The sequence below is a fragment of the Arthrobacter sp. zg-Y238 genome (genome assembly GCF_024385525.1).
Lineage (GTDB): Bacteria > Actinomycetota > Actinomycetes > Actinomycetales > Micrococcaceae > Arthrobacter_B > Arthrobacter_B jinronghuae.
In genome coordinates, this window is record NZ_JANFLU010000004.1 from 223,351 (window position 1) to 242,919 (window position 19,569).

At 65.3% G+C, this 19,569-nt stretch carries 14 protein-coding genes; 13 read left to right on the forward strand and 1 reads right to left on the reverse strand.

The window, feature by feature from the left end; genetic code table 11:
• Positions 1–46 precede the first annotated feature (46 nt).
• Together rplJ and rplL are read left to right on the forward strand one after the other, a co-directional pair.
• On the forward strand, positions 47–616 hold the full coding sequence (gene rplJ, locus NNX38_RS04760; protein ID WP_227918774.1) for a 50S ribosomal protein L10: 570 nt from the start codon (positions 47–49) through the stop codon (positions 614–616).
• A 61-nt stretch (positions 617–677) separates the two neighbouring features.
• Complete coding sequence (gene rplL / locus NNX38_RS04765; RefSeq protein WP_227918771.1) at positions 678–1,052, forward strand: 50S ribosomal protein L7/L12; 375 nt, start codon at positions 678–680, stop codon at positions 1,050–1,052.
• Positions 1,053–1,165: 113 nt separating this feature from the next.
• Here the strand turns inward: rplL and NNX38_RS04770 are convergent, their stop codons facing one another.
• Entirely contained in the window at positions 1,166–2,380 is a 1,215-nt protein-coding gene (locus NNX38_RS04770) for an acetyl-CoA C-acetyltransferase (protein ID WP_255796981.1), read from the reverse strand.
• Positions 2,381–2,898: 518 nt separating this feature from the next.
• Here NNX38_RS04770 and rpoB point away from each other — a divergent pair.
• From rpoB to NNX38_RS04825, 11 genes are all read left to right on the forward strand, one after another.
• A complete protein-coding gene (gene rpoB / locus NNX38_RS04775) occupies positions 2,899–6,399 on the forward strand; it encodes a DNA-directed RNA polymerase subunit beta (protein ID WP_255796982.1) in 3,501 nt (1,166 codons plus the stop codon).
• 189 nt (positions 6,400–6,588) lie between these two features.
• Positions 6,589–10,479 carry a DNA-directed RNA polymerase subunit beta' gene (locus NNX38_RS04780; RefSeq protein ID WP_255796983.1) on the forward strand — a complete coding sequence of 1,297 codons (3,891 nt, stop codon included), beginning with the start codon at positions 6,589–6,591 and terminating at the stop codon, positions 10,477–10,479.
• Between the two features lie 134 nt (positions 10,480–10,613).
• Positions 10,614–11,381: an IclR family transcriptional regulator gene (locus NNX38_RS04785; RefSeq protein WP_255796984.1), complete on the forward strand. Its 768-nt coding sequence runs from the start codon at positions 10,614–10,616 to the stop codon at positions 11,379–11,381.
• A gap of 152 nt (positions 11,382–11,533) precedes the next feature.
• A complete protein-coding gene (locus NNX38_RS04790; protein WP_255796985.1) occupies positions 11,534–12,814 on the forward strand; it encodes an MFS transporter in 1,281 nt (426 codons plus the stop codon).
• Between the two features lie 131 nt (positions 12,815–12,945).
• Positions 12,946–14,142: a 4-hydroxybenzoate 3-monooxygenase gene (locus tag NNX38_RS04795; protein ID WP_255796986.1), complete on the forward strand. Its 1,197-nt coding sequence runs from the start codon at positions 12,946–12,948 to the stop codon at positions 14,140–14,142.
• Positions 14,143–14,257: 115 nt separating this feature from the next.
• Positions 14,258–15,082 (forward strand): protocatechuate 3,4-dioxygenase subunit beta, encoded by an 825-nt coding sequence (gene pcaH / locus NNX38_RS04800; RefSeq protein ID WP_370646367.1) that lies wholly within the window; start codon positions 14,258–14,260, stop codon positions 15,080–15,082.
• Positions 15,082–15,648 carry a protocatechuate 3,4-dioxygenase subunit alpha gene (pcaG, locus tag NNX38_RS04805; protein ID WP_255796987.1) on the forward strand — a complete coding sequence of 189 codons (567 nt, stop codon included), beginning with the start codon at positions 15,082–15,084 and terminating at the stop codon, positions 15,646–15,648. The genes pcaH and pcaG overlap by 1 nt, the downstream gene beginning before the upstream one ends.
• Before the next feature lie 2 nt (positions 15,649–15,650).
• Entirely contained in the window at positions 15,651–17,066 is a 1,416-nt protein-coding gene (locus NNX38_RS04810; RefSeq protein WP_255796988.1) for a lyase family protein, read from the forward strand.
• Positions 17,063–17,875, forward strand: coding sequence for an alpha/beta fold hydrolase (locus NNX38_RS04815; protein ID WP_255796989.1), 813 nt, complete (start codon positions 17,063–17,065; stop codon positions 17,873–17,875). Before NNX38_RS04810 ends, NNX38_RS04815 begins: the two co-directional genes overlap by 4 nt.
• A 52-nt stretch (positions 17,876–17,927) precedes the next feature.
• Positions 17,928–18,284: a 4-carboxymuconolactone decarboxylase gene (gene pcaC / locus NNX38_RS04820; RefSeq protein WP_255797018.1), complete on the forward strand. Its 357-nt coding sequence runs from the start codon at positions 17,928–17,930 to the stop codon at positions 18,282–18,284.
• A gap of 58 nt (positions 18,285–18,342) precedes the next feature.
• The gene (locus NNX38_RS04825) at positions 18,343–19,542 is read left to right on the forward strand and encodes a thiolase family protein (RefSeq protein ID WP_255796990.1); all 1,200 of its coding nucleotides are present in this window, start codon (positions 18,343–18,345) and stop codon (positions 19,540–19,542) included.
• Positions 19,543–19,569 lie beyond the last annotated feature (27 nt).

The window sequence follows — 19,569 nt, forward strand, 5'->3', positions numbered from 1 at the left end:
TGTTCGGGACCCGATCCACCGGCACTATTTCCCCGGAAGGAGGGTTATGGCAACGCCAACAAAGGTGTCAGCAGTCGAGGAAATCACCACCGATTTCAAGGAATCGACCGCTGCTGTCCTAACCGAATACCGCGGGCTCACCGTTGCACAGCTCAAGGAGCTGCGTCGTTCGCTCGGCCAGGACACCAAGTACTCGGTCGTAAAGAACACCCTGACTGGCATTGCAGCCAAGGAAGCCGGCATCGACGCGTTCGAAGGCCAGCTTGCCGGACCTACTGCAATTGCCTTCATCAAGGGTGACGCAGTTGCAGCTGCAAAGAGCCTGACGGATTTTGCAAAGACCAACCCGCAGCTCATCATCAAGACCGGTGTCTTCGAGGGCAATGCCCTGGATGCCTCCGGCGTAGCCGCACTGGCTGCCCTTGAGTCCCGTGAGTTCCAGCTTGCACGCGTCGCCGGTGTCCTCAAGGCACCGATGTCCATGCTCGCCCGCACGGCTGATGCACTGCGCATGAAGCTTGAAGAGGAAAGCGGCGCCCCCGCTGCCTCCGCTGCAGAAGAGGCTCCGGCCGCTGCAGAAGAAGCTCCGGCAGCAGAAGCAGCCACCGAAGAGTAAATCCTCTTCTCCATCAATCTCCGGTGCCTGCGTGCACCAACTATAGGAAGGACGCCACACCATGGCGAAGCTCACCAACGAAGAGCTCATTGAAGCTTTCAAGGAACTGTCCATCATCGAGCTCTCCGATTTCGTGAAGCTCTTCGAGGAGACGTTCGACGTCACCGCTGCTGCTGTTGCAGTTGCCGGCCCCGCTGCCGGTGCCGCTGAAGCCGCTGAAGAGAAGACCGAATTCGACGTCATCCTCGAAGCTGCCGGCGACAAGAAGATCGCAGTGATCAAGGAAGTTCGCTCCCTGACCTCGCTGGGTCTGAAGGAAGCCAAGGACCTGGTTGACAGCGCTCCGAAGGCCGTCCTCGAAGGCGCCAACAAGGAAGCCGCTGACAAGGCCAAGGAAGCTCTCGAAGCTGCCGGCGCCACCGTCACCGTCAAGTAGTTTTTACTGCCTAACCGCATAAAAACGCTTTACAGAAGGCCCCGTTCCGCAAGGAACGGGGCCTTCTGTGTTCTACCTGGAGCGGTCGCTCCGGGGCAGTTGCTCCGGGGCGGTTACGCCTCTTCGCGGTAAAGCAGCAGCGCCTCGCCCTGCCCGCCGCCGCCGCAGAGCGCGACGCCGGCCCGGCCGGATCCGCGCCGGGCAAGCTCATGTGCCGCCGTGAGGGCCAGGCGGGCGCCCGAGGCGCCGATCGGATGCCCGAGCGCGATGGCTCCGCCGTGCACGTTGCACTGTTCCAGGTCCATGCCCAGTTCATTCAGGGACTGGACCGCCACGGCGCCAAAGGCCTCGTTGATCTCGATGAAGTCCAGGTCCGAGGTGCTCCAGCCGGCCCGCCCGAGAGCGGCGAAGAGGGCATTGGAGGGCTGGGAATGCAGGGTGTTGTCCGGTCCCGCCACCTGTCCGGGAAGCCCGACGGCGGCGAGGACGTTCAACCCGTTGGCTTCGGCATAGTCCCGGGTCGTGACGATCAGGGCTGCCGCGCCGTCGGACAGGGGAGAGGAGTTGCCCGCCGTGATGGTTCCTTCGGAATCGAACGCCGGACGGAGGCCCGCCAGCGTCTCCACGGTGGTGTTGGGCCGCACGCCCTCGTCCGAGGTAAGGACCAGGGGCTCTCCGCGGCGCTGCGGCACCGTCACGGGAACGATTTCCGCGTCGAAGACTCCCGCCGCCATCGCCGCTGCCGCACGCTGGTGCGAGGCAGCTGCTACTTCGTCCTGCTCCAGGCGCTTGATGGCCAGTTTCGTATTTCCCCGCTCGGTGGAAATACCCATGGAATCGTTGTCGAAGGCATCAGTGAGTCCGTCGTGGGCCACCGAATCCAGTGCGGAGATGTTGCCGTAGTTCCAGCCCTGCCGGGAACCGGGAAGCAGGTGCGGCCCGCGGGTCATGGATTCCTGGCCGCCGGCCACCACCACGGTGGCCTCGCCGCCGCGGATCAGCCGCGCGGCATCAATCACCGCAGCCAGGCCGGAGAGGCAGACCTTGTTCACGGTGACCGCCGGGACGTTCCAGCCGATACCGGCTTTGATGGAGGCCTGGCGGGCGGGGTTCTGGCCACAGCCGGCCTGCACCACATGACCCATGATGACGGAGTCGACATCCGCGGCATCGACGCCGGCTTTATCCAGGGCGCCCTTGATGGCAAACGCGCCGAGCTCGACGGCCGTGAAGGGGGACAGCTGGCCGTTCAGGCGGCCCTGGGGCGTACGTGCGCCCCCGACAATAACCACTTCGGGAACGGAGGTGCTTATGGGTGCGTTAGTCACTCGTGCATCGCTTTCGTCGGTGTATTCGTCATTGAAGACAGGGATAAGGCTACGCCACCCCGGCGCGCCGGGGGAGAGCGCCGTCACAGGGGTCCGCGGCACCGCACACGATGCCGGCAAGCATAAAAGCCCCGTTGTGCGGTAAGGTATCTGTATCCGATGCGTGAACGGTGCGCCGGTGCAGCCTGTAGCTCCCCCTCGATTCCGGGATTAGACCGGGATTGATCCGGGATAGTCACCCGGGAATCCGATCCCCGGAACGTCCTTTCGGAGGGGTTGAGCGAAGCAGGGTTCAGATACCGGGTAGACTTGTCTGCCCATAATGGCCTATAGTGGATATTTGCTTCCTCCTGTTAACCTTCAGCCTTCATATAGCGGTGGGCTTCGTTCCGTGCCGGGCAGTATCCGCAACCTGTGGATAGGCCCCATGCCGGACATCGGGACGCACACGGACTCGGTCCGCATAGTGCAGGGGAGGAGGCGTGAAACACGCCTGAAGGTCTGTGGAAGGATCCCTCTTGGTCGCCTCGAGCACCTCTAATAACGAAACCGCTACTAATCCGGAGAACGCAGCTTCCCGGATTTCATTCGCAAAGATTCACGAACCGCTTGACGTTCCCAATCTTCTTGCCCTGCAGACGGACAGCTTTGACTGGCTCGTCGGCAACGAGCGCTGGAAGGCGCGCGTTGAAAAGGCGCGGGAGACCGGCGAACAGGGTATTGCCACCACTTCCGGCCTGGCTGACATCTTCGAGGAAATCTCCCCGATTGAAGACTTCCAGGGCACCATGTCCCTGAGCTTCTCGGAGCCGGAGTTTGCCGACCCGAAGTACACCATGGCGGAGTGCAAGGACCGGGACGCTACGTACTCGGCCCCGTTGTACGTTAAAGCCGAATTCATGAACAACAACACGGGTGAAATCAAGCAGCAGACCGTGTTCATGGGCGACTTCCCCCTCATGACCGACAAGGGAACGTTCGTCATCAACGGCACCGAGCGTGTTGTTGTTTCCCAGCTGGTCCGTTCCCCGGGCGCGTACTTCGAGCGCACCGCGGACAAGACCAGTGACAAGGACATCTACACCGCGAAGATCATTCCTTCCCGCGGTGCATGGTTTGAACTTGAGATCGACAAGCGCGACCAGGTGGGCGTCCGCCTGGACCGCAAGCGCAAGCAGTCCGTCACCGTGCTGCTCAAGGCACTGGGCTGGACCGAAGGCCAGATCCTCGAGACCTTCGGCGAGTACGACTCCATCCGGGCCACCCTGGAAAAGGACCCGACGGAAACCCGCGAAGATGCCCTGCTGGACATCTACCGCAAGCTCCGTCCGGGCGAGCCGCCCACGGTCGAGGCTGCCCAGACCCTGCTGGACAACCTGTACTTCAACCCGAAGCGCTACGATCTGGCCAAGGTTGGCCGTTACAAGATCAACCGCAAGCTGGGCATCGACAAGCCGCTGACGGATTCCGATGCTTCGGTGCTGAACAATGACGACATCGTCGCCATGATCAAGTTCCTCGTTGCACTGCACGCCGGCGAGAAGACGGTCCCGGGCAAGCGCAACGGCGACGACGTGGACATCCGCGTCGAGGTCGACGACATCGACCACTTCGGCAACCGCCGCATCCGCGCCGTCGGCGAACTGATCGAAAACCAGATCCGCACGGGCCTGTCCCGTATGGAGCGCGTAGTCCGCGAACGGATGACCACCCAGGACGTCGAGGCCATCACGCCGCAGACCCTGATCAACATCCGTCCGGTCGTTGCTGCGATCAAGGAGTTCTTCGGAACCTCCCAGCTGTCGCAGTTCATGGACCAGAACAACCCGCTGGCCGGCCTGACGCACAAGCGCCGCCTGTCCGCGCTGGGCCCGGGCGGTCTGTCCCGTGACCGCGCAGGCATGGAAGTCCGAGATGTGCACCCGTCCCACTACGGACGTATGTGCCCCATCGAAACCCCTGAAGGCCCGAACATCGGCCTGATCGGTTCGCTGGCTTCCTACGGCCGCATCAACGCCTTCGGCTTCATCGAAACCCCGTACCGCAAGGTCGAGGAAGGCGTAGTCACCGACAAGGTCGACTACCTGACCGCCGATGACGAAGTTGAGCGCACCATTGCCCAGGCAAACGCTCCGCTGCGCGCCGACCAGCACTTCGCCGAGGACCTCGTCCTCGTCCGTGCCCGCGGCGGCTCCGGTGAGCCCGTCCTCGTTGAGCCCAACGAGGTCGAGTACATGGACGTCTCCCCGCGCCAGATGGTGTCGGTGGCTACGGCCCTGATTCCGTTCCTCGAGCATGACGATGCCAACCGCGCCCTCATGGGTGCGAACATGCAGCGCCAGGCTGTGCCGCTGCTCCGTTCCGAGCGTCCCGTCGTGGGCACCGGCATGGAGAAGTACACCGCCGTTGACGCCGGCGACTCCGTGACCGCAAAGAAGCCCGGTGTTGTCACCGAGGTTTCCGCTGACCTCGTCACCGTCATGAACGACGACGGCACCGAGACCAGCTACCCGATCATGAAGTTCGAGCGCTCCAACCAGGGCAACGCCTACAACCAGCGTGTGCTGGTCTCCGAAGGCGCCCGGGTTGAGGTCAACAGCATCATCGCTGACGGTCCCGCAACGGACCAGGGTGAACTGGCCCTTGGTAAGAACCTGCTCGTGGCATTCATGTCATGGGAAGGCCACAACTACGAAGATGCCATCATCCTGTCCCAGCGCATGGTCTCCGACGATGTCCTGACCTCCATCCACATTGAGGAGCACGAGGTTGACGCCCGCGACACCAAGCTTGGTGCCGAGGAAATCACCCGCGACATCCCCAACGTCTCCGAGGAGGTGCTGTCGCAGCTCGACGAACGCGGCATCATCCACATCGGTGCCGAGGTTGAAGCCGGCGACATCCTGGTTGGCCGTGTCACCCCGAAGGGTGAAACGGAACTGACTCCGGAAGAGCGCCTGCTGCGCGCCATCTTCGGCGAGAAGAGCCGCGAAGTCCGCGACACGTCCCTGAAGGTGCCCCACGGCGAGTCCGGCACCGTCATCGGCGTCCGCATCTTCGACCGCGACAACGACGACGAGCTGCCCCCGGGCGTCAACCAGCTGGTCCGCGTTTACGTGGCCCACAAGCGCAAGATCACCGACGGTGACAAGCTGGCCGGCCGCCACGGCAACAAGGGCGTCATCTCCAAGATCCTCCCGATCGAAGACATGCCGTTCATGGAAGACGGCACCCCCGTCGACATCATCCTGAACCCGCTGGGTGTTCCGGGCCGAATGAACGTCGGACAGGTCCTGGAAATCCACCTGGGCTGGGCTGCCAAGCAGGGCTGGAAGATCGAAGGCGAGCCGGACTGGGTCAAGGACCTGCCGAACCTGCCCCGTGAAACCGGTCCCACCACGGTTGCCACCCCGGTGTTCGACGGCGCCAGCGAGGACGAGATCACCAACCTGCTCGACTCCACCAACGTGACCCGTGACGGCAACCGCCTGATCGGTGCCTCGGGCAAGGCCCGGATGTACGACGGCCGCTCCGGCCAGCCGTTCCCGGACCCGATCTCGGTCGGCTACATGTACATCCTGAAGCTGCACCACCTGGTGGACGACAAGATCCACGCACGCTCCACCGGTCCGTACTCCATGATCACGCAGCAGCCGCTGGGTGGTAAGGCACAGTTCGGCGGACAGCGCTTCGGTGAAATGGAAGTCTGGGCCCTGGAAGCGTACGGCGCCGCCTACACGCTGCAGGAACTGCTCACGATCAAGTCCGATGACATCCATGGCCGCGTGAAGGTCTACGAAGCCATCGTCAAGGGCGAGAACATCCCGGAGCCCGGCGTTCCGGAATCGTTCAAGGTCCTGATCAAGGAAATGCAGTCGCTCTGCCTGAATGTGGAAGTCCTCTCCACCGAAGGCAACACGATTGAAATGCGTGACTCGGATGAAGAAGTCTTCCGGGCCGCGGAGGAACTGGGTATCGATCTGTCCCGTGCAGAGCCCAGCTCCGTCGAAGAGGTTTAGCTGGTAGATCCGCCCGGGGAGTCCGTCGGGCGGTTCGGAACGGCGGCAACGAAATTCCTTGCTCGCAGAGCTCGCAGGAATATTAAAGCCGCCTAACCCGAACCGTCCGACGGACCCAGGGTGGGTCACCTTCAATCTTTTCCGCACCCGAGACATTCAGATTTAGAGAACAAGAGAGAACAGGGACCCATGTCCAACGATTCCACGTTCGGCCTCATGCGAATCGGCCTTGCCACCGCGGATGAAATCCGCGGTTGGTCTTACGGCGAAGTCAAGAAGCCGGAAACCATCAACTACCGAACCCTGAAGCCGGAGAAGGACGGTCTTTTCTGCGAAAAGATCTTCGGTCCTTCCCGCGACTGGGAATGCTACTGCGGTAAGTACAAGCGCGTCCGCTTCAAGGGCATCATCTGTGAGCGCTGCGGCGTCGAGGTCACCCGTGCCAAGGTCCGCCGCGAACGCATGGGCCACATTGAGCTCGCCGCTCCGGTCACCCACATCTGGTACTTCAAGGGTGTTCCGTCCCGTCTGGGCTACCTGCTGGACCTGGCACCGAAGGACCTTGAGAAGGTCATCTACTTCGCTGCCTACATGATCACCTCGGTTGACGAAGAAAACCGCCACGCGGAGCTTCCGAACCTGCAGGCCGAGCACGACGTGGAGCGCAAGCACCTCGTCGACCAGCGCGACTCCGACATTGCCGCGATTGCCAAGGACCTCGAAGGCGAGCTTGCCCGCCTCGAGGGCGAAGGCGCCAAGGCTGCCGACAAGAAGAAGGCACGCGACTCCGCCGACCGCCAGATGGCCAAGGTCCGCCGCGACGCCGACAACAACATCGAGCGCCTCGAGCAGGTCTGGGACCGGTTCAAGAACCTCAAGGTCGGCGACCTGGAGGGCGACGAAGGCCTCTACCGCGAACTGCGCGACCGCTACGGTCTGTACTTCGAAGGCTCCATGGGTGCCGAAGCCATCAAGAAGCGTCTTGAAGACTTCGACATGCAGGCCGAGTCCGAGAACCTGCGCGACATCATCCAGAACGGCAAGGGCCAGCGCAAGACGCGTGCCCTGAAGCGCCTGAAGGTTGTCAACGCGTTCCTGACCACCACGAACAGCCCGCTGGGCATGGTCCTGGACGCCGTTCCGGTCATCCCGCCGGAACTGCGCCCGATGGTCCAGCTCGACGGCGGCCGTTTCGCGACGTCGGACCTTAACGACCTGTACCGCCGCGTGATCAACCGCAACAACCGCCTGAAGCGCCTGCTGGATCTCGGTGCCCCCGAGATCATCGTGAACAACGAAAAGCGGATGCTCCAGGAAGCTGTTGACTCCCTGTTCGACAACGGCCGCCGCGGCCGTCCGGTCACCGGACCGGGCAACCGTCCGCTGAAGTCGCTGTCCGACATGCTCAAGGGCAAGCAGGGCCGCTTCCGCCAGAACCTGCTGGGTAAGCGCGTTGACTACTCCGGCCGTTCCGTCATCGTCGTTGGCCCGCAGCTGAAGCTGCACCAGTGCGGCCTGCCGAAGCAGATGGCACTGGAGCTCTTCAAGCCGTTCGTGATGAAGCGCCTGGTTGACCTCAACCACGCCCAGAACATCAAGAGCGCCAAGCGCATGGTCGAGCGTTTCCGTCCGCAGGTCTGGGACGTGCTGGAAGAGATCATCACCGAACACCCGGTGCTGCTCAACCGTGCACCCACCCTGCACCGCCTCGGCATCCAGGCCTTCGAGCCGCAGCTCGTTGAAGGTAAGGCCCTTCAGCTGCACCCGCTGGTCTGCGGCGCCTTCAACGCTGACTTCGACGGCGACCAGATGGCAGTCCACCTGCCGCTGAGCCCCGAAGCCCAGGCTGAAGCACGCATCCTGATGCTGTCCTCGAACAACATCCTGAAGCCGTCCGACGGCCGCCCGGTCACCCTGCCTTCGCAGGATATGATCATCGGCCTGCACCACCTCACCACCAAGCGCGACGGCGCTGCCGGTGAAGGCCGCGTGTTCGGTTCCATGGCCGAAGCCATCATGGCCTTCGACATGGGCGAGCTGCACCTGAACGCACTGGTAAAGATGCGCGTGGACGGCTTCGTCCCCAGCGCAACCCAGCCGGCACCGGAAGGTTGGGAAGAGGGCACTCCTGCCCTCATCGAAACCTCCCTCGGCCAGGTCATCTTCAACCAGACGCTGCCTGCGGACTACCCGTGGGTAAAGGAAGTTGCCGACAAGGGACAGCTCTCCGCGATCGTCAACGATCTGGCTGAGCGGTACCCGAAGGTTGTCACGGCAGCAACGCTGGACAACCTGAAGGACGCCGGTTTCTACTGGGCCACCCGCTCGGGCGTTACCGTTGCCATCTCCGATATCGCGGCTCCGATCGACAAGCCGGCCATTATGGAAGGCTACGAAGCCCAGGCTGCCAAGGTTGAAAGCCAGTACGGCAAGGGCCTGATCGCTGAAGACGAGCGCCGCCAGGAACTGATCGACATCTGGAACAAGGCCACCAACGAGGTTGCTGCTGCAATGCGGGCGAACATGCCCGAGTTCAACAACATCAACCGCATGGTGTCCTCCGGCGCCCGTGGTAACTGGCTGCAGGTCCGGCAGATTGCCGGTATCCGTGGCCTGGTGGCCAACCCTAAGGGTGAGATCATCCCGCGCCCGATCAAGTCCTCGTACCGCGAGGGCCTGTCGGTGCTGGAATACTTCATCGCCACCCACGGTGCCCGTAAGGGTCTCGCCGATACCGCTCTGCGTACCGCCAACTCGGGTTACCTGACCCGCCGTCTGGTGGACGTTTCCCAGGACGTCATTGTCCGCGAGGAAGACTGCGGCACCGAGCGCGGCCTGAACGTAACCATCGCGGTTCCGGACTCCAACGGCGAACTGCAGCTGCACGAAGAGGTCGAGAACTCGGCGTACGCCCGTACGCTGGCCACCGACGTCACCGACGCACAGGGCAACGTCCTGGCCAAGGGCGGCGACGATGTGGGCGACGTCCTCATCGCCAAGCTGTTCGAAGCCGGCGTCACCGACATCAAGATCCGCTCCGTACTCACCTGTGAGTCCGCCGTCGGTACCTGTGCACTTTGCTACGGCCGCTCCCTGGCCACGGGTAAGACCGTGGACATCGGCGAGGCCGTGGGCATCATTGCCGCACAGTCCATTGGTGAGCCGGGTACCCAGCTGACCATGCGTACCTTCCACACCGGTGGTGTTGCTTCCGCTGAGGACATCACCCAGGGTCTGCCCCGTATCCAGGAGCTCTTCGAAGCACGTACGCCTAAGGGTGTTGCTCCGATCTCCGAGACCGCGGGTCGGGTCACGCTGGAAGAGACCGACCGCCAGATGCGTCTGGTTGTCACTCCCGACGACGGCTCCGAGGAAATCGCGTACCCGGTCCTGCGCCGTGCCCGCCTCCTGGTTGCCGACGGCGACCACGTCGAGGTTGGCCAGCAGCTGGTCTTCGGTGCGGTGGATCCCAAGCAGATCCTCCGTATCCTCGGCCCGCGCAAGGCACAGGAATTCCTGGTGGACGAAGTCCAGCGCGTGTACCGCAGCCAGGGTGTGGGCATCCACGACAAGCACGTCGAGGTTATTGTCCGCCAGATGCTGCGCCGCGTAACCGTGATCGAGTCCGGCGACTCCGATCTGCTCCCGGGTGAGCTGACCGAACGCCGCCGCTTCGAGAGCGAGAACCGCCGCGTGGTTTCGGAAGGCAAGAAGCCTGCTTCGGGCCGTCCGGAACTCATGGGCATCACCAAGGCCTCCCTGGCCACCGAGTCCTGGCTGTCCGCAGCTTCCTTCCAGGAGACAACCCGCGTCCTGACGCAGGCTGCCATGGAAGGCAAGAGCGATCCGCTGCTCGGCCTCAAGGAGAACGTCATCATCGGTAAGCTGATCCCGGCCGGAACGGGCCTGCCCCGTTACACCGAGGTCACTGTCGAGCCGACCGAAGAAGCAAAGGCCAATCTCTTCACCGGCCCGAGCGCCTTCAGCGACTTCGACTACGCCGGCGTTGACGGCGGTCTGAGCCCCGAGTTCCACGCCATCCCGCTGGATGACTACGACATGGGCAGCGACTTCCGCTAACCAAGGCAACCGGCGCCGCGCGTAAAGCGCAGCGTCAACGGCAGGTCCCGCACCCCAGGGTGCGGGACCTGCCGTGTTTAACGGCTGTGTCAAATAACCGCAGTGGCGGATACCGGCTGTGCAAGACTTAAACCATGGCCAATTCCCCGAGCGGTGAGTCCATGACCAGCCGCATTGTGCGGGTGATCAGCGCCTTCGACGAAACCCACCAGGCCATGCCCATCGCCGTGCTGGCTCGCCGTGCCGGGCTGCCGCTGTCCACCGCGCACCGGATCGTGAATGAGTTGATGGGGCACGGCTTCCTGCAGCGAGAGGCCGACGGCGGCGTCCGCCTTGGCCTCCGCCTCTGGGAACTGGCCAACCGCAGTTCCGCTGCCCTGGGTCTAAAGCAGATTGCCATGCCCTTCATGGAAGACATCCAGGCAGTGGTTCGGCAGCACACCCAGCTGTCCGTGCTGCGCCAGGATGAGGTCCTGTTCATCGAGCGCCTTTCCAGCCACGGCTCGGTGCTGAACCATGCGAAGGTCGCCGGGCGGCTCCCTGTCCACGTCTCCTCATCGGGGATGGTCATGATGGCCCACTCGCCGCGGCACGTACAGGAGGAGTACCTGGCGCAGCAGAACCCCGATGCCTCCGAAGAAAAGCGGCTGCGTTCGTCCTGGGCGAAGATGCGCCTGGAAGGCAGCGCACGCCTGCCCGGCGCCGTCGTTCCGGACACCACCGGAATAGCCGTGCCCGTCTTCGGCGCAGGAGGCACTGCCGTGGCCGCCATCGGAGTAGTGGTGCCCACCGGCAGCGAACACATCTCCTCGACCATCCCGGCGCTGATGACTGCTGCCCGCGGGATTTCCCGCGGCCTGGGTGTCCGCGCGGAGGCCGCGGGTCCCCACTACCAGCGCTGACCCCCTGGCAGCCCGGAACCGGCCGTGCCGCGTGGCGCTGCAGGCCGGCGGCGGACTTCCGGGGAATAGTAGTGCCGGGCCGGCAGCACACGGAGACCGCCACCGGTAAATCCGTGCCGGCACTCAACGGGCGCGGCACAACGGGGGACACATTGGCAAAATCAGAGGCAGGCGTGTGGGCGCTGCCTGCTTTCCGTGGTCTGTGGCTGGCCACCACGGCCGTGCATGCTGGCCGTGACGTCGCCGTATTTGCCGTATCGGTGGGAATGATCTCCGTGCTCGGCGCTACCCCGTTCGAGGCCGGGCTGGCCGCGCCCCTGAGCAGCGCCGGGCCGCTGCTCTTCGGACTGGTAGCCGGGGTGGCTGTTGACCGGTGGGGGCAGCGGCGGACCATGCTCGCCATGACCTGGGTCCGTGCAGCAGCCTATGCCTGGGCCGTTGCGTCGTTCTTCCTGGGCTGGTTGGCGGCATGGCAGCTGCTGCTGGTGATCCTGGTGGTCGGGATCGCCGACGTGTTTTTTATGGCCGCCCACACCTCGGTATTGCCGCGGCTGGTGGGACGGCACCGCATTGCGGATGCCGCGTCTTCACTGATGGCGTCCGAGCAGGTGGTGTCCCTGGCCGGACCGGCGGCCGGCGGGGTTCTGGTGCGGCTCCTGCCGGCACCGGCAGTGCTTGCGGTAAGCGCAGCCACACAGCTTGTCGCCGCCGCAGGACTGGCCCGGCTGCCCCCGGACAACCCCGTACCGCCGAAGACGGATCGGCCGGGCATCCGGGAAGCCGTTGCGACGGGGGTCAGGTTCATCGCCGGTCATCGCGTTCTGCTGGCCCTGATCATGACGACCGCCACGAACAACTTTGCCGCCGGTCTGTACCAGGCTGCCGAGTCCTGGTTCATCCTTTCCGATCTGGCAATGGACCCGGCGGTCTTCGGCGCCGTCTGGTCCGTCAGTGCCGTGGGCGGCATCGCCGGTGCGGTGCTGGCCCCGCGTATCGGAAGGGCCATCGGCCCGCTCCGCGCAATGCTGCTGGCAGCGCTGATGATGCCGCTGAACTTCGCGCTCGTCCCGCTCACAGCGCTCTGGCCGCATCTCGCGGTGCTGAGCATCGGGGTATCGTTCACCCTCTTCGGCCTGGCGCTTGGCCTGATGATGGTGAACAGCTCTGCCCTGACCACTGCACTGATCCCGGATAATCTCCTGGCCCGTGTCTCGTCCACCCGCCGCACCCTCACCCAGGGCGCCGTCGTGCTGGGCGGTGTCCTCGGAGCGGTGCTGCTGGGCACCGTCGGCGCTGTCCCAACGCTCTGGCTGGCTGTGGCGGTGGCACTGGGCCAGTGCGTGTTCCTGCTCCGGATAGGGGTTCCCCGGCGGGGCGCGCTGCTGCCTTCGGAGCTTCCCGGGGAGCCGGAGACCCTGCCCGCCGGAGCGTGAACCGCAACCACCCGCGGCGGGCCGGATCCGGGCCCGTTTCCCATTCAATGAGAATCACTTTGTAGCTCCCCATGTGCCGGCAGTCACACTGGGAGGTAGTGTCCGTTACAAAGTTTTCAAGGGAGTAATAGATGGGTGCAGAGCGCACTATCCTCAAGACGCAGGTCGGCATAGTGGGCGGCGGCCCCGCCGGACTGATGCTTTCGCACCTGCTGTCGAAGTCCGGCATCGACAATATCGTGGTGGAAAAGCGGGACCACGAAACCATCCGCACCACCCACCGGGCCGGCATCCTGGAGCACGGAAGCGTCCGCATGCTGACTGAGACGGGGGTAAGCGACCGGGTGCTTACGGAGGGGTACCGCCACGAGGGAATTGACCTCCGCTTCGGCGGCGAGAGCCACCGGATCGATTTTGAAGACCTGGTGGGGGAGTCCGTGTGGCTGTACCCGCAGAATGAGGTCTTTACCGACCTGGCGGCGGCCCGCGAACGGGACCACGGCGATGTCCGCTACGGAGTTAGCGAAACATCCGTCACCGATCTGGCGACCGACACCCCTAAGATCCTGTTCACGGACAGTAACGGCCGGGACTTTGAAATCCACTGCGACATCCTGGTGGGCTCCGACGGTTCCGGCGGGATCTGCAAGCGCTCCATCCCCAAGGAAGCGCGCACGGATAACTTCATCGAGTACCCCTTTGCCTGGTTCGGCATCCTCACCAAGGCCGCTCCCAGTGCCCCGGAACTGATTTATGCCAATTCCGACCGTGGCTTTGCCCTGATCAGTCAGCGCAACGACTCCGTCCAGCGGATGTACTTCCAATGTGACCCGAACGAGGACGCAGGCGCGTGGAGCGAGGACCGCATCTGGGACGAACTCCAGGCACGGGTCGACGGCCCGGACGGTTTCGAGCTGACACGTGGCCCCATCTTTGAAAAGACCGTCCTGAAGTTCCGCAGCTACGTGTGTGAACCCCTGCGGTACGGCAACTTGTTCCTGGCGGGCGATGCCGGGCACACGGTTCCGCCCACCGGCGCCAAGGGCCTCAATCTCGCCCTGGCCGACGTGAAAGTCCTGTTCGAGGCCATCGACTCGTTCTACGCCACCAAGTCCCCGGACCTGCTGGACGGCTACAGCGACAAGGCCCTGCAGCGGGTCTGGCGTGCGCAGAACTTCTCCTATTGGATGACGTCGATGCTGCACACCCGGACGGACGCCAGCCCCTTCGAACGCAAGCGTGCGCTGGGAGAGCTCAGCGGCGTCGTCTCCTCCCGGCACGGCAGTGCGTACCTGGCCGAGGCCTACACGGGATGGCCGCACGACTAGCGTTCGCATAACGAACATCTGTACATCCAACGAACAGGCGGTGTAACGTGGTCTCGACCACGTGGATGCTTGGAAATCCGGAGCGCGAAGGTGCGCTTCATTGAAAGGAAAACCCATGGAAATGGAAGAGAACCTTTTCTCGAACAGCCATGTCATCGAGAAGCTGGACGCGGCCGAGGCCTCGCAGGACCAGATCTCCGCTGAAATCGCCGCGGTCCACGCCGAGTACTCCAAGGGGGTGGACGACGGCGCCGCCGAGGAAACCCAGCCCCGCATCGACTTCCGGCCCTACCGCAGTTCCCTCCTGCGCCACCCCACCAAGGATCCGCACCACGTGGACCCCGAAACCATTGAGCTGTGGTCCCCGGCATTCGGCCACCAGGACGTCCATGCGCTCGAGAGCGACCTGACCATCCAGCACAACGGCGAGCCGATGGGGGAGCGGATCATCGTCCGCGGCCGCATCCTCGACGGTGACGGGCATCCGGTCCGCAACCAGCTGGTGGAAATCTGGCAGGCCAACTCCGCCGGCCGCTACATCCACAAGCGCGACCAGCACCCGGCTCCGCTGGACCCGAACTTCACCGGCGTCGGCCGCTGCATCACCACCGATGACGGTTCCTACGAGTTCACCACCATCAAGCCCGGTCCGTACCCGTGGAAGAACCACTACAACGCCTGGCGGCCGGCACACATCCACTTCTCGCTTTTCGGCACCGACTTCACCCAGCGCATGATCACCCAGATGTACTTCCCCGGGGATCCGCTTTTCGCGCTGGACCCGATCTACCAGTCGATTACCGACCCCAAGGCACGCGACCGCCTCGTGGCCACGTATGACCACAACATCACCTCGCACGAGTGGGCCACCGGCTACAACTGGGACATCGTGCTCACCGGCAGCAACCGCACCTGGATGGAAGACGAGGACGCAGAGTAATGAGCGAGCAGAAGCTAACCGCCACGCCCGGCCAAACCATCGGCCCCTTCTACGGCTACGCCCTCCCCTTCGAGAAGGACAACCAGCTGCTGCCCCCGGGCATGCCCGGCAGCGTCCGCCTCCAGGGCACCGTGACCGACGGCGCCGGAGAAACCATTCCGGATGCCCTGCTGGAAATCTGGCAGGCCGACGCCGACGGCAATATCCCGCAGCGGACCGGATCGCTGGTCCGTGACGGCTACACCTTCACCGGCTGGGGCCGCACCGCCGTCGACAACGTCGGCAACTACACCTTCACTACGGTCAACCCCGGTCCCACGGAAGAGGGATCGGCACCCTTCATTTCATTCGTCATCTTTGCCCGCGGCCTGCTCAACAAGCTGCACACCCGGATGTACCTGCCGGATGACGAAGAGGCGCTGGCCCGCGACGCCCTGCTGTCCTCGCTGCCGGAGGACCGCCGGCGCACCCTGATCGCCACCCGTGAAGCCGACGGCGGACTCCGCTGGAACATCTGCCTGCAGGGCGAGGACGAAACCGTCTTCCTCACCTACCCCGGGGCGTAACCGTGGGCGCAGCGGACAGTGCGGACTACGGCCTGCTTTCCCCGGCCTGGGCGGGAACGCCGGTCGCGGAACTGACCGGAGACCGACAGCTGCTCCAGGCCCTCCTGGACGTGGAACTCGAATGGGTGCGCGTGCTTGCGTCGGCCGGCCTGGCCGATCCGGAGGCTCCTGCCGCGGTCGCCGCCGTCAGCGATGCCTCCCGGTACGACGCCGCGTCCCTCGCCGAGCGGGCGCAGGGCGGCGGCAATCCCGTGATTCCGCTGCTGGCCGACCTCCGGACCCAGGCACGGGAATCTTCCCCGAAGGCCGCGGCCGCCATTCACCGCGGAGCCACCAGCCAGGACATCATGGACACCGCCCTGATGCTGCTGGCCCGCCGCGCCCTGGAAGTCATCCTGGCGGATGCCGACCGGGCCGCCGCTGCCCTGGGGGCTACCGCCCGGCGCCACGCCGCGACCCTGTGCGTGGCCCGGACCCTGACCCAGCACTCGCTGCCCTCCACCTTCGGCCTGCGCGCCGCCCAGTGGCTGCACGGGGTGGGCAGCGCCGCGCAGGGACTGCGTACCGCCGCCGACAACCTCCAGCTGCAGTGGGGCGGCGCCTCCGGAACCCTTGCAGCGGTTTCCCTGGCCGCCGCCTCCGCTGACCCCGGTGTGGAACGCCCCACCGCCTTCGACCTCACCGCACGCCTGGCACGCGGCCTCGGCCTGGCCGAGCCCCTGGCGCCGTGGCAGACCAACCGGCTGCCGGTGACCGCCCTCGGCGCTGCACTGCAGGACTTCACCGCCGCGGCCGGGAAGGTTGCCAACGACGTCCTGCTGCTCAGCCGGCCGGAAATCGGGGAGGTCTCCGAACCCCGCGCCGCCGGACGCGGAGGATCCTCCGCCATGCCGCAGAAGCAGAACCCCGTCCTGTCCGTCCTGATCCGCAGTGCGGCCCTGGCAGCACCGGGCTACGGCATGCAGCTGAACGCCGCTGCGGCCGCCGCGGACGATGAACGGCCCAGCGGCTCCTGGCACGTGGAATGGCAGGCCCTGCGCTCCCTGCTGCGCCTCGCCGGGGGAGCGGCCGCCAAGCTGGCCGAACTGGCCGAGGGCCTGCAGATCCACCCGGAGGCGCTGACCCGCAACCTGGAATCCGCCGGGCCGCTCGTGGTCAGCGAGAAAATCATGGCCGTGGCCGCCCCGCTGCTTGACGACGGCGTGCCCGGACGCGGCAAGGAAATCATCGCCGACACGGTGGCCCGCTCGCTGTCCTCCGGCGAGCCCTTCGAAGAGCTGCTGCGTGCTGCGGTCCCGCCGGAGGTCCTTTCCGATGCGGAACTCAAGAACATCCTCGACCCCGCCGAATACCTAGGGGAGGCCACCGCCCTCATTGAGCGGATCACCGCTGCCTACCCCGGAAAGCCCTCAGCATGAGCATCCCCGCCATTAAGGCCTCCCGCCTTTCCAACGCCGGCCCCGCGGCCCCGGTCCTGATCGCCGGCCCGTCGCTGGGCACAGCGTCCATGCCGTTGTGGAGCCGGGCCGCGGCAGCCCTGGACACCTTCACCGTCATTGCCTGGGACCTGCCCGGCCACGGCGCGAGCCCCGCGGCAGGGGAATCCTTCAGCATCGCGGACCTGGCCGCCGCCGTCGCCGCGATGGTCACGGGAGCCCGCGATGCCGGAGACATTCCCGCAGATGTCCCGGTTTTCTATGCCGGAGTATCGCTGGGCGGCGCCGTCGGGCTCCAGCTCGCCCTGGACCACGGGGCGCTGTTCGACGGCGTGGCCGTCCTTTGTTCCGGCGCCAAGATCGGCGAAACCGGAGCCTGGGAGGAACGCGCTGAAACGGTGCGTGTCCAAGGCACGCCCACCCAGGTGGTCGGCTCCGGGCAGCGCTGGTTCGCTCCGGGCTTTATGGACCGTGAGCCCGCCGCTGCCGCCGCCCTGCTCCACTCGCTGCAGGACGCGGACCGCTTCTCCTACGCCCTCTGCTGCCGGGCACTGGCGACCTTCGATGTCCGGGGACGGCTGCCGGACATCACGGTCCCCGTGCTCGCTGTCGCCGGCGCCGAAGACGTCGTCACCCCGCCGTCGTCCGCGCAGCTCATTGCCGACCGGGTGGCCAACGGAACCGCCGCCGTCGTCGAAGACGCAGCGCACCTGGTGCCGGTGGAGCAGCCGGCCGTTACCGCAGAACTGCTGAAGGACTTCTTCGGCGCCCAGTACCTCGAAGGGAAATAACCCAGTGATCGCAGACGCCAACAAGAGCCGGCAGGACGTATACAACGAGGGCATGGCGGTGCGCCGCGAGGTCCTCGGAGCCGAGCATGTGGACCGCGCCAACGCAGGCAAGGACGAGTTCACCGCCGACTTCCAGGACCTGATCACCCAGTACGCCTGGGGCACCATCTGGACCCGGCCGGGCCTGCCGCGCACCATGCGCAGCGCCATCACCCTGACGGCGCTGATCGCCCACGGACACCTGGAGGAGTTCGCCATGCACGTCCGGGCAGCGCTGCGCAACGGGCTGGACCGGGACGAGATCAAGGAGATCGTGTTGCAGTCCGCCATCTACTGCGGCGTCCCCTCCGCCAACTCCGCCTTCAAGGTGGCCCAGGGCGTCTTCCGCGAGATCGACGCCGCGGCCTGAGCCTCAGTCCGTCCCAACTGCCACTTCCAGTTTTCGCTTTCCAGTTCAAGGAGCACCGGTGAACCAGGCCTATATCTACGACGCAGTCCGCACCCCCTTCGGCAAATTCGGCGGGGCCCTCGCCGGCGTCCGCCCGGACGACCTGGCCGCCCAGGTCCTGAAGGCTTCCGTGTCCCGGGCGCCCGGCCTGGACCCCGAGCGGATCGACGAGGTGGTCTTCGGCAACGCCAACGGCGCAGGCGAGGAGAACCGCAATGTCGCGCGGATGGCCACGCTGCTGGCAGGCCTGCCCACCTCGATCCCGGGCACCACGGTCAACCGGCTCTGCGGCTCGTCCCTCGACGCGGCACTGATCGCGTCGCGGCAGATCAACACCGGCGAAGCGGACCTGATGCTCATCGGCGGCGTCGAGTCCATGAGCCGTGCCCCCTGGGTGCTGCCCAAGAACGAGAAGCCGTACCCCGCCGGAGATCAGACCCTGGCCTCCACCACGCTGGGCTGGCGGCTGGTCAACCCGGCCATGCCGAAGGAATGGACCGTCTCCCTCGGCGAGGCCACCGAGCAGCTGCGCGAGAAGTACGGCATCACGCGGGAACGCCAGGATGCGTTCGCCGCAGCCTCGCACGCCCTCGCCGCAAAGGCGTGGGACGAGGGCAAATACGCGAACCTGACGGTCGCCGTCGACGGCGTGGACCTGGACCGGGATGAAAGCATCCGCGCCGGCTCCACGGTCGAGAAGCTGGCCACGCTGCGCACCGTGTTCCGGCCGGCGTCGGAGGATGTCTCCGGCGGCACCGTCACCGCCGGCAACGCTTCCCCACTGAACGACGGCGCCTCCGCGGCCTGGCTGGGCAGCGAGAACGCCGCCGGCATCCTCGGCCTGGACCCGCTGGCCCGGATCGCCGGCCGCGGCGCTGCAGCCAACGAGCCGCAGTACTTCGGTTACGCCCCGGTGGAAGCAGCCAACACGGCGCTGAAGCGGGCCGGCATCAGCTGGAGCGACGTCGGCGCCATTGAGCTCAACGAGGCCTTCGCAGCCCAGTCCCTCGCCTGCCTGGACGCCTGGGATGTCGACCCGGCTATCGTCAACGCCTGGGGCGGCGCCGTCGCCATCGGCCACCCGCTCGGAGCTTCCGGCACCCGCATCCTCGGCACGGTGGCCCGCCGGCTGCAGGAATCGGGTGAGCGCTGGGGCGTGGCCGCCATCTGCATCGGCGTGGGCCAGGGCCTCGCCGTCGTGCTCGAAAACGCCAACTGAGAATCCAGCAACCGAAGACGTAAGGAA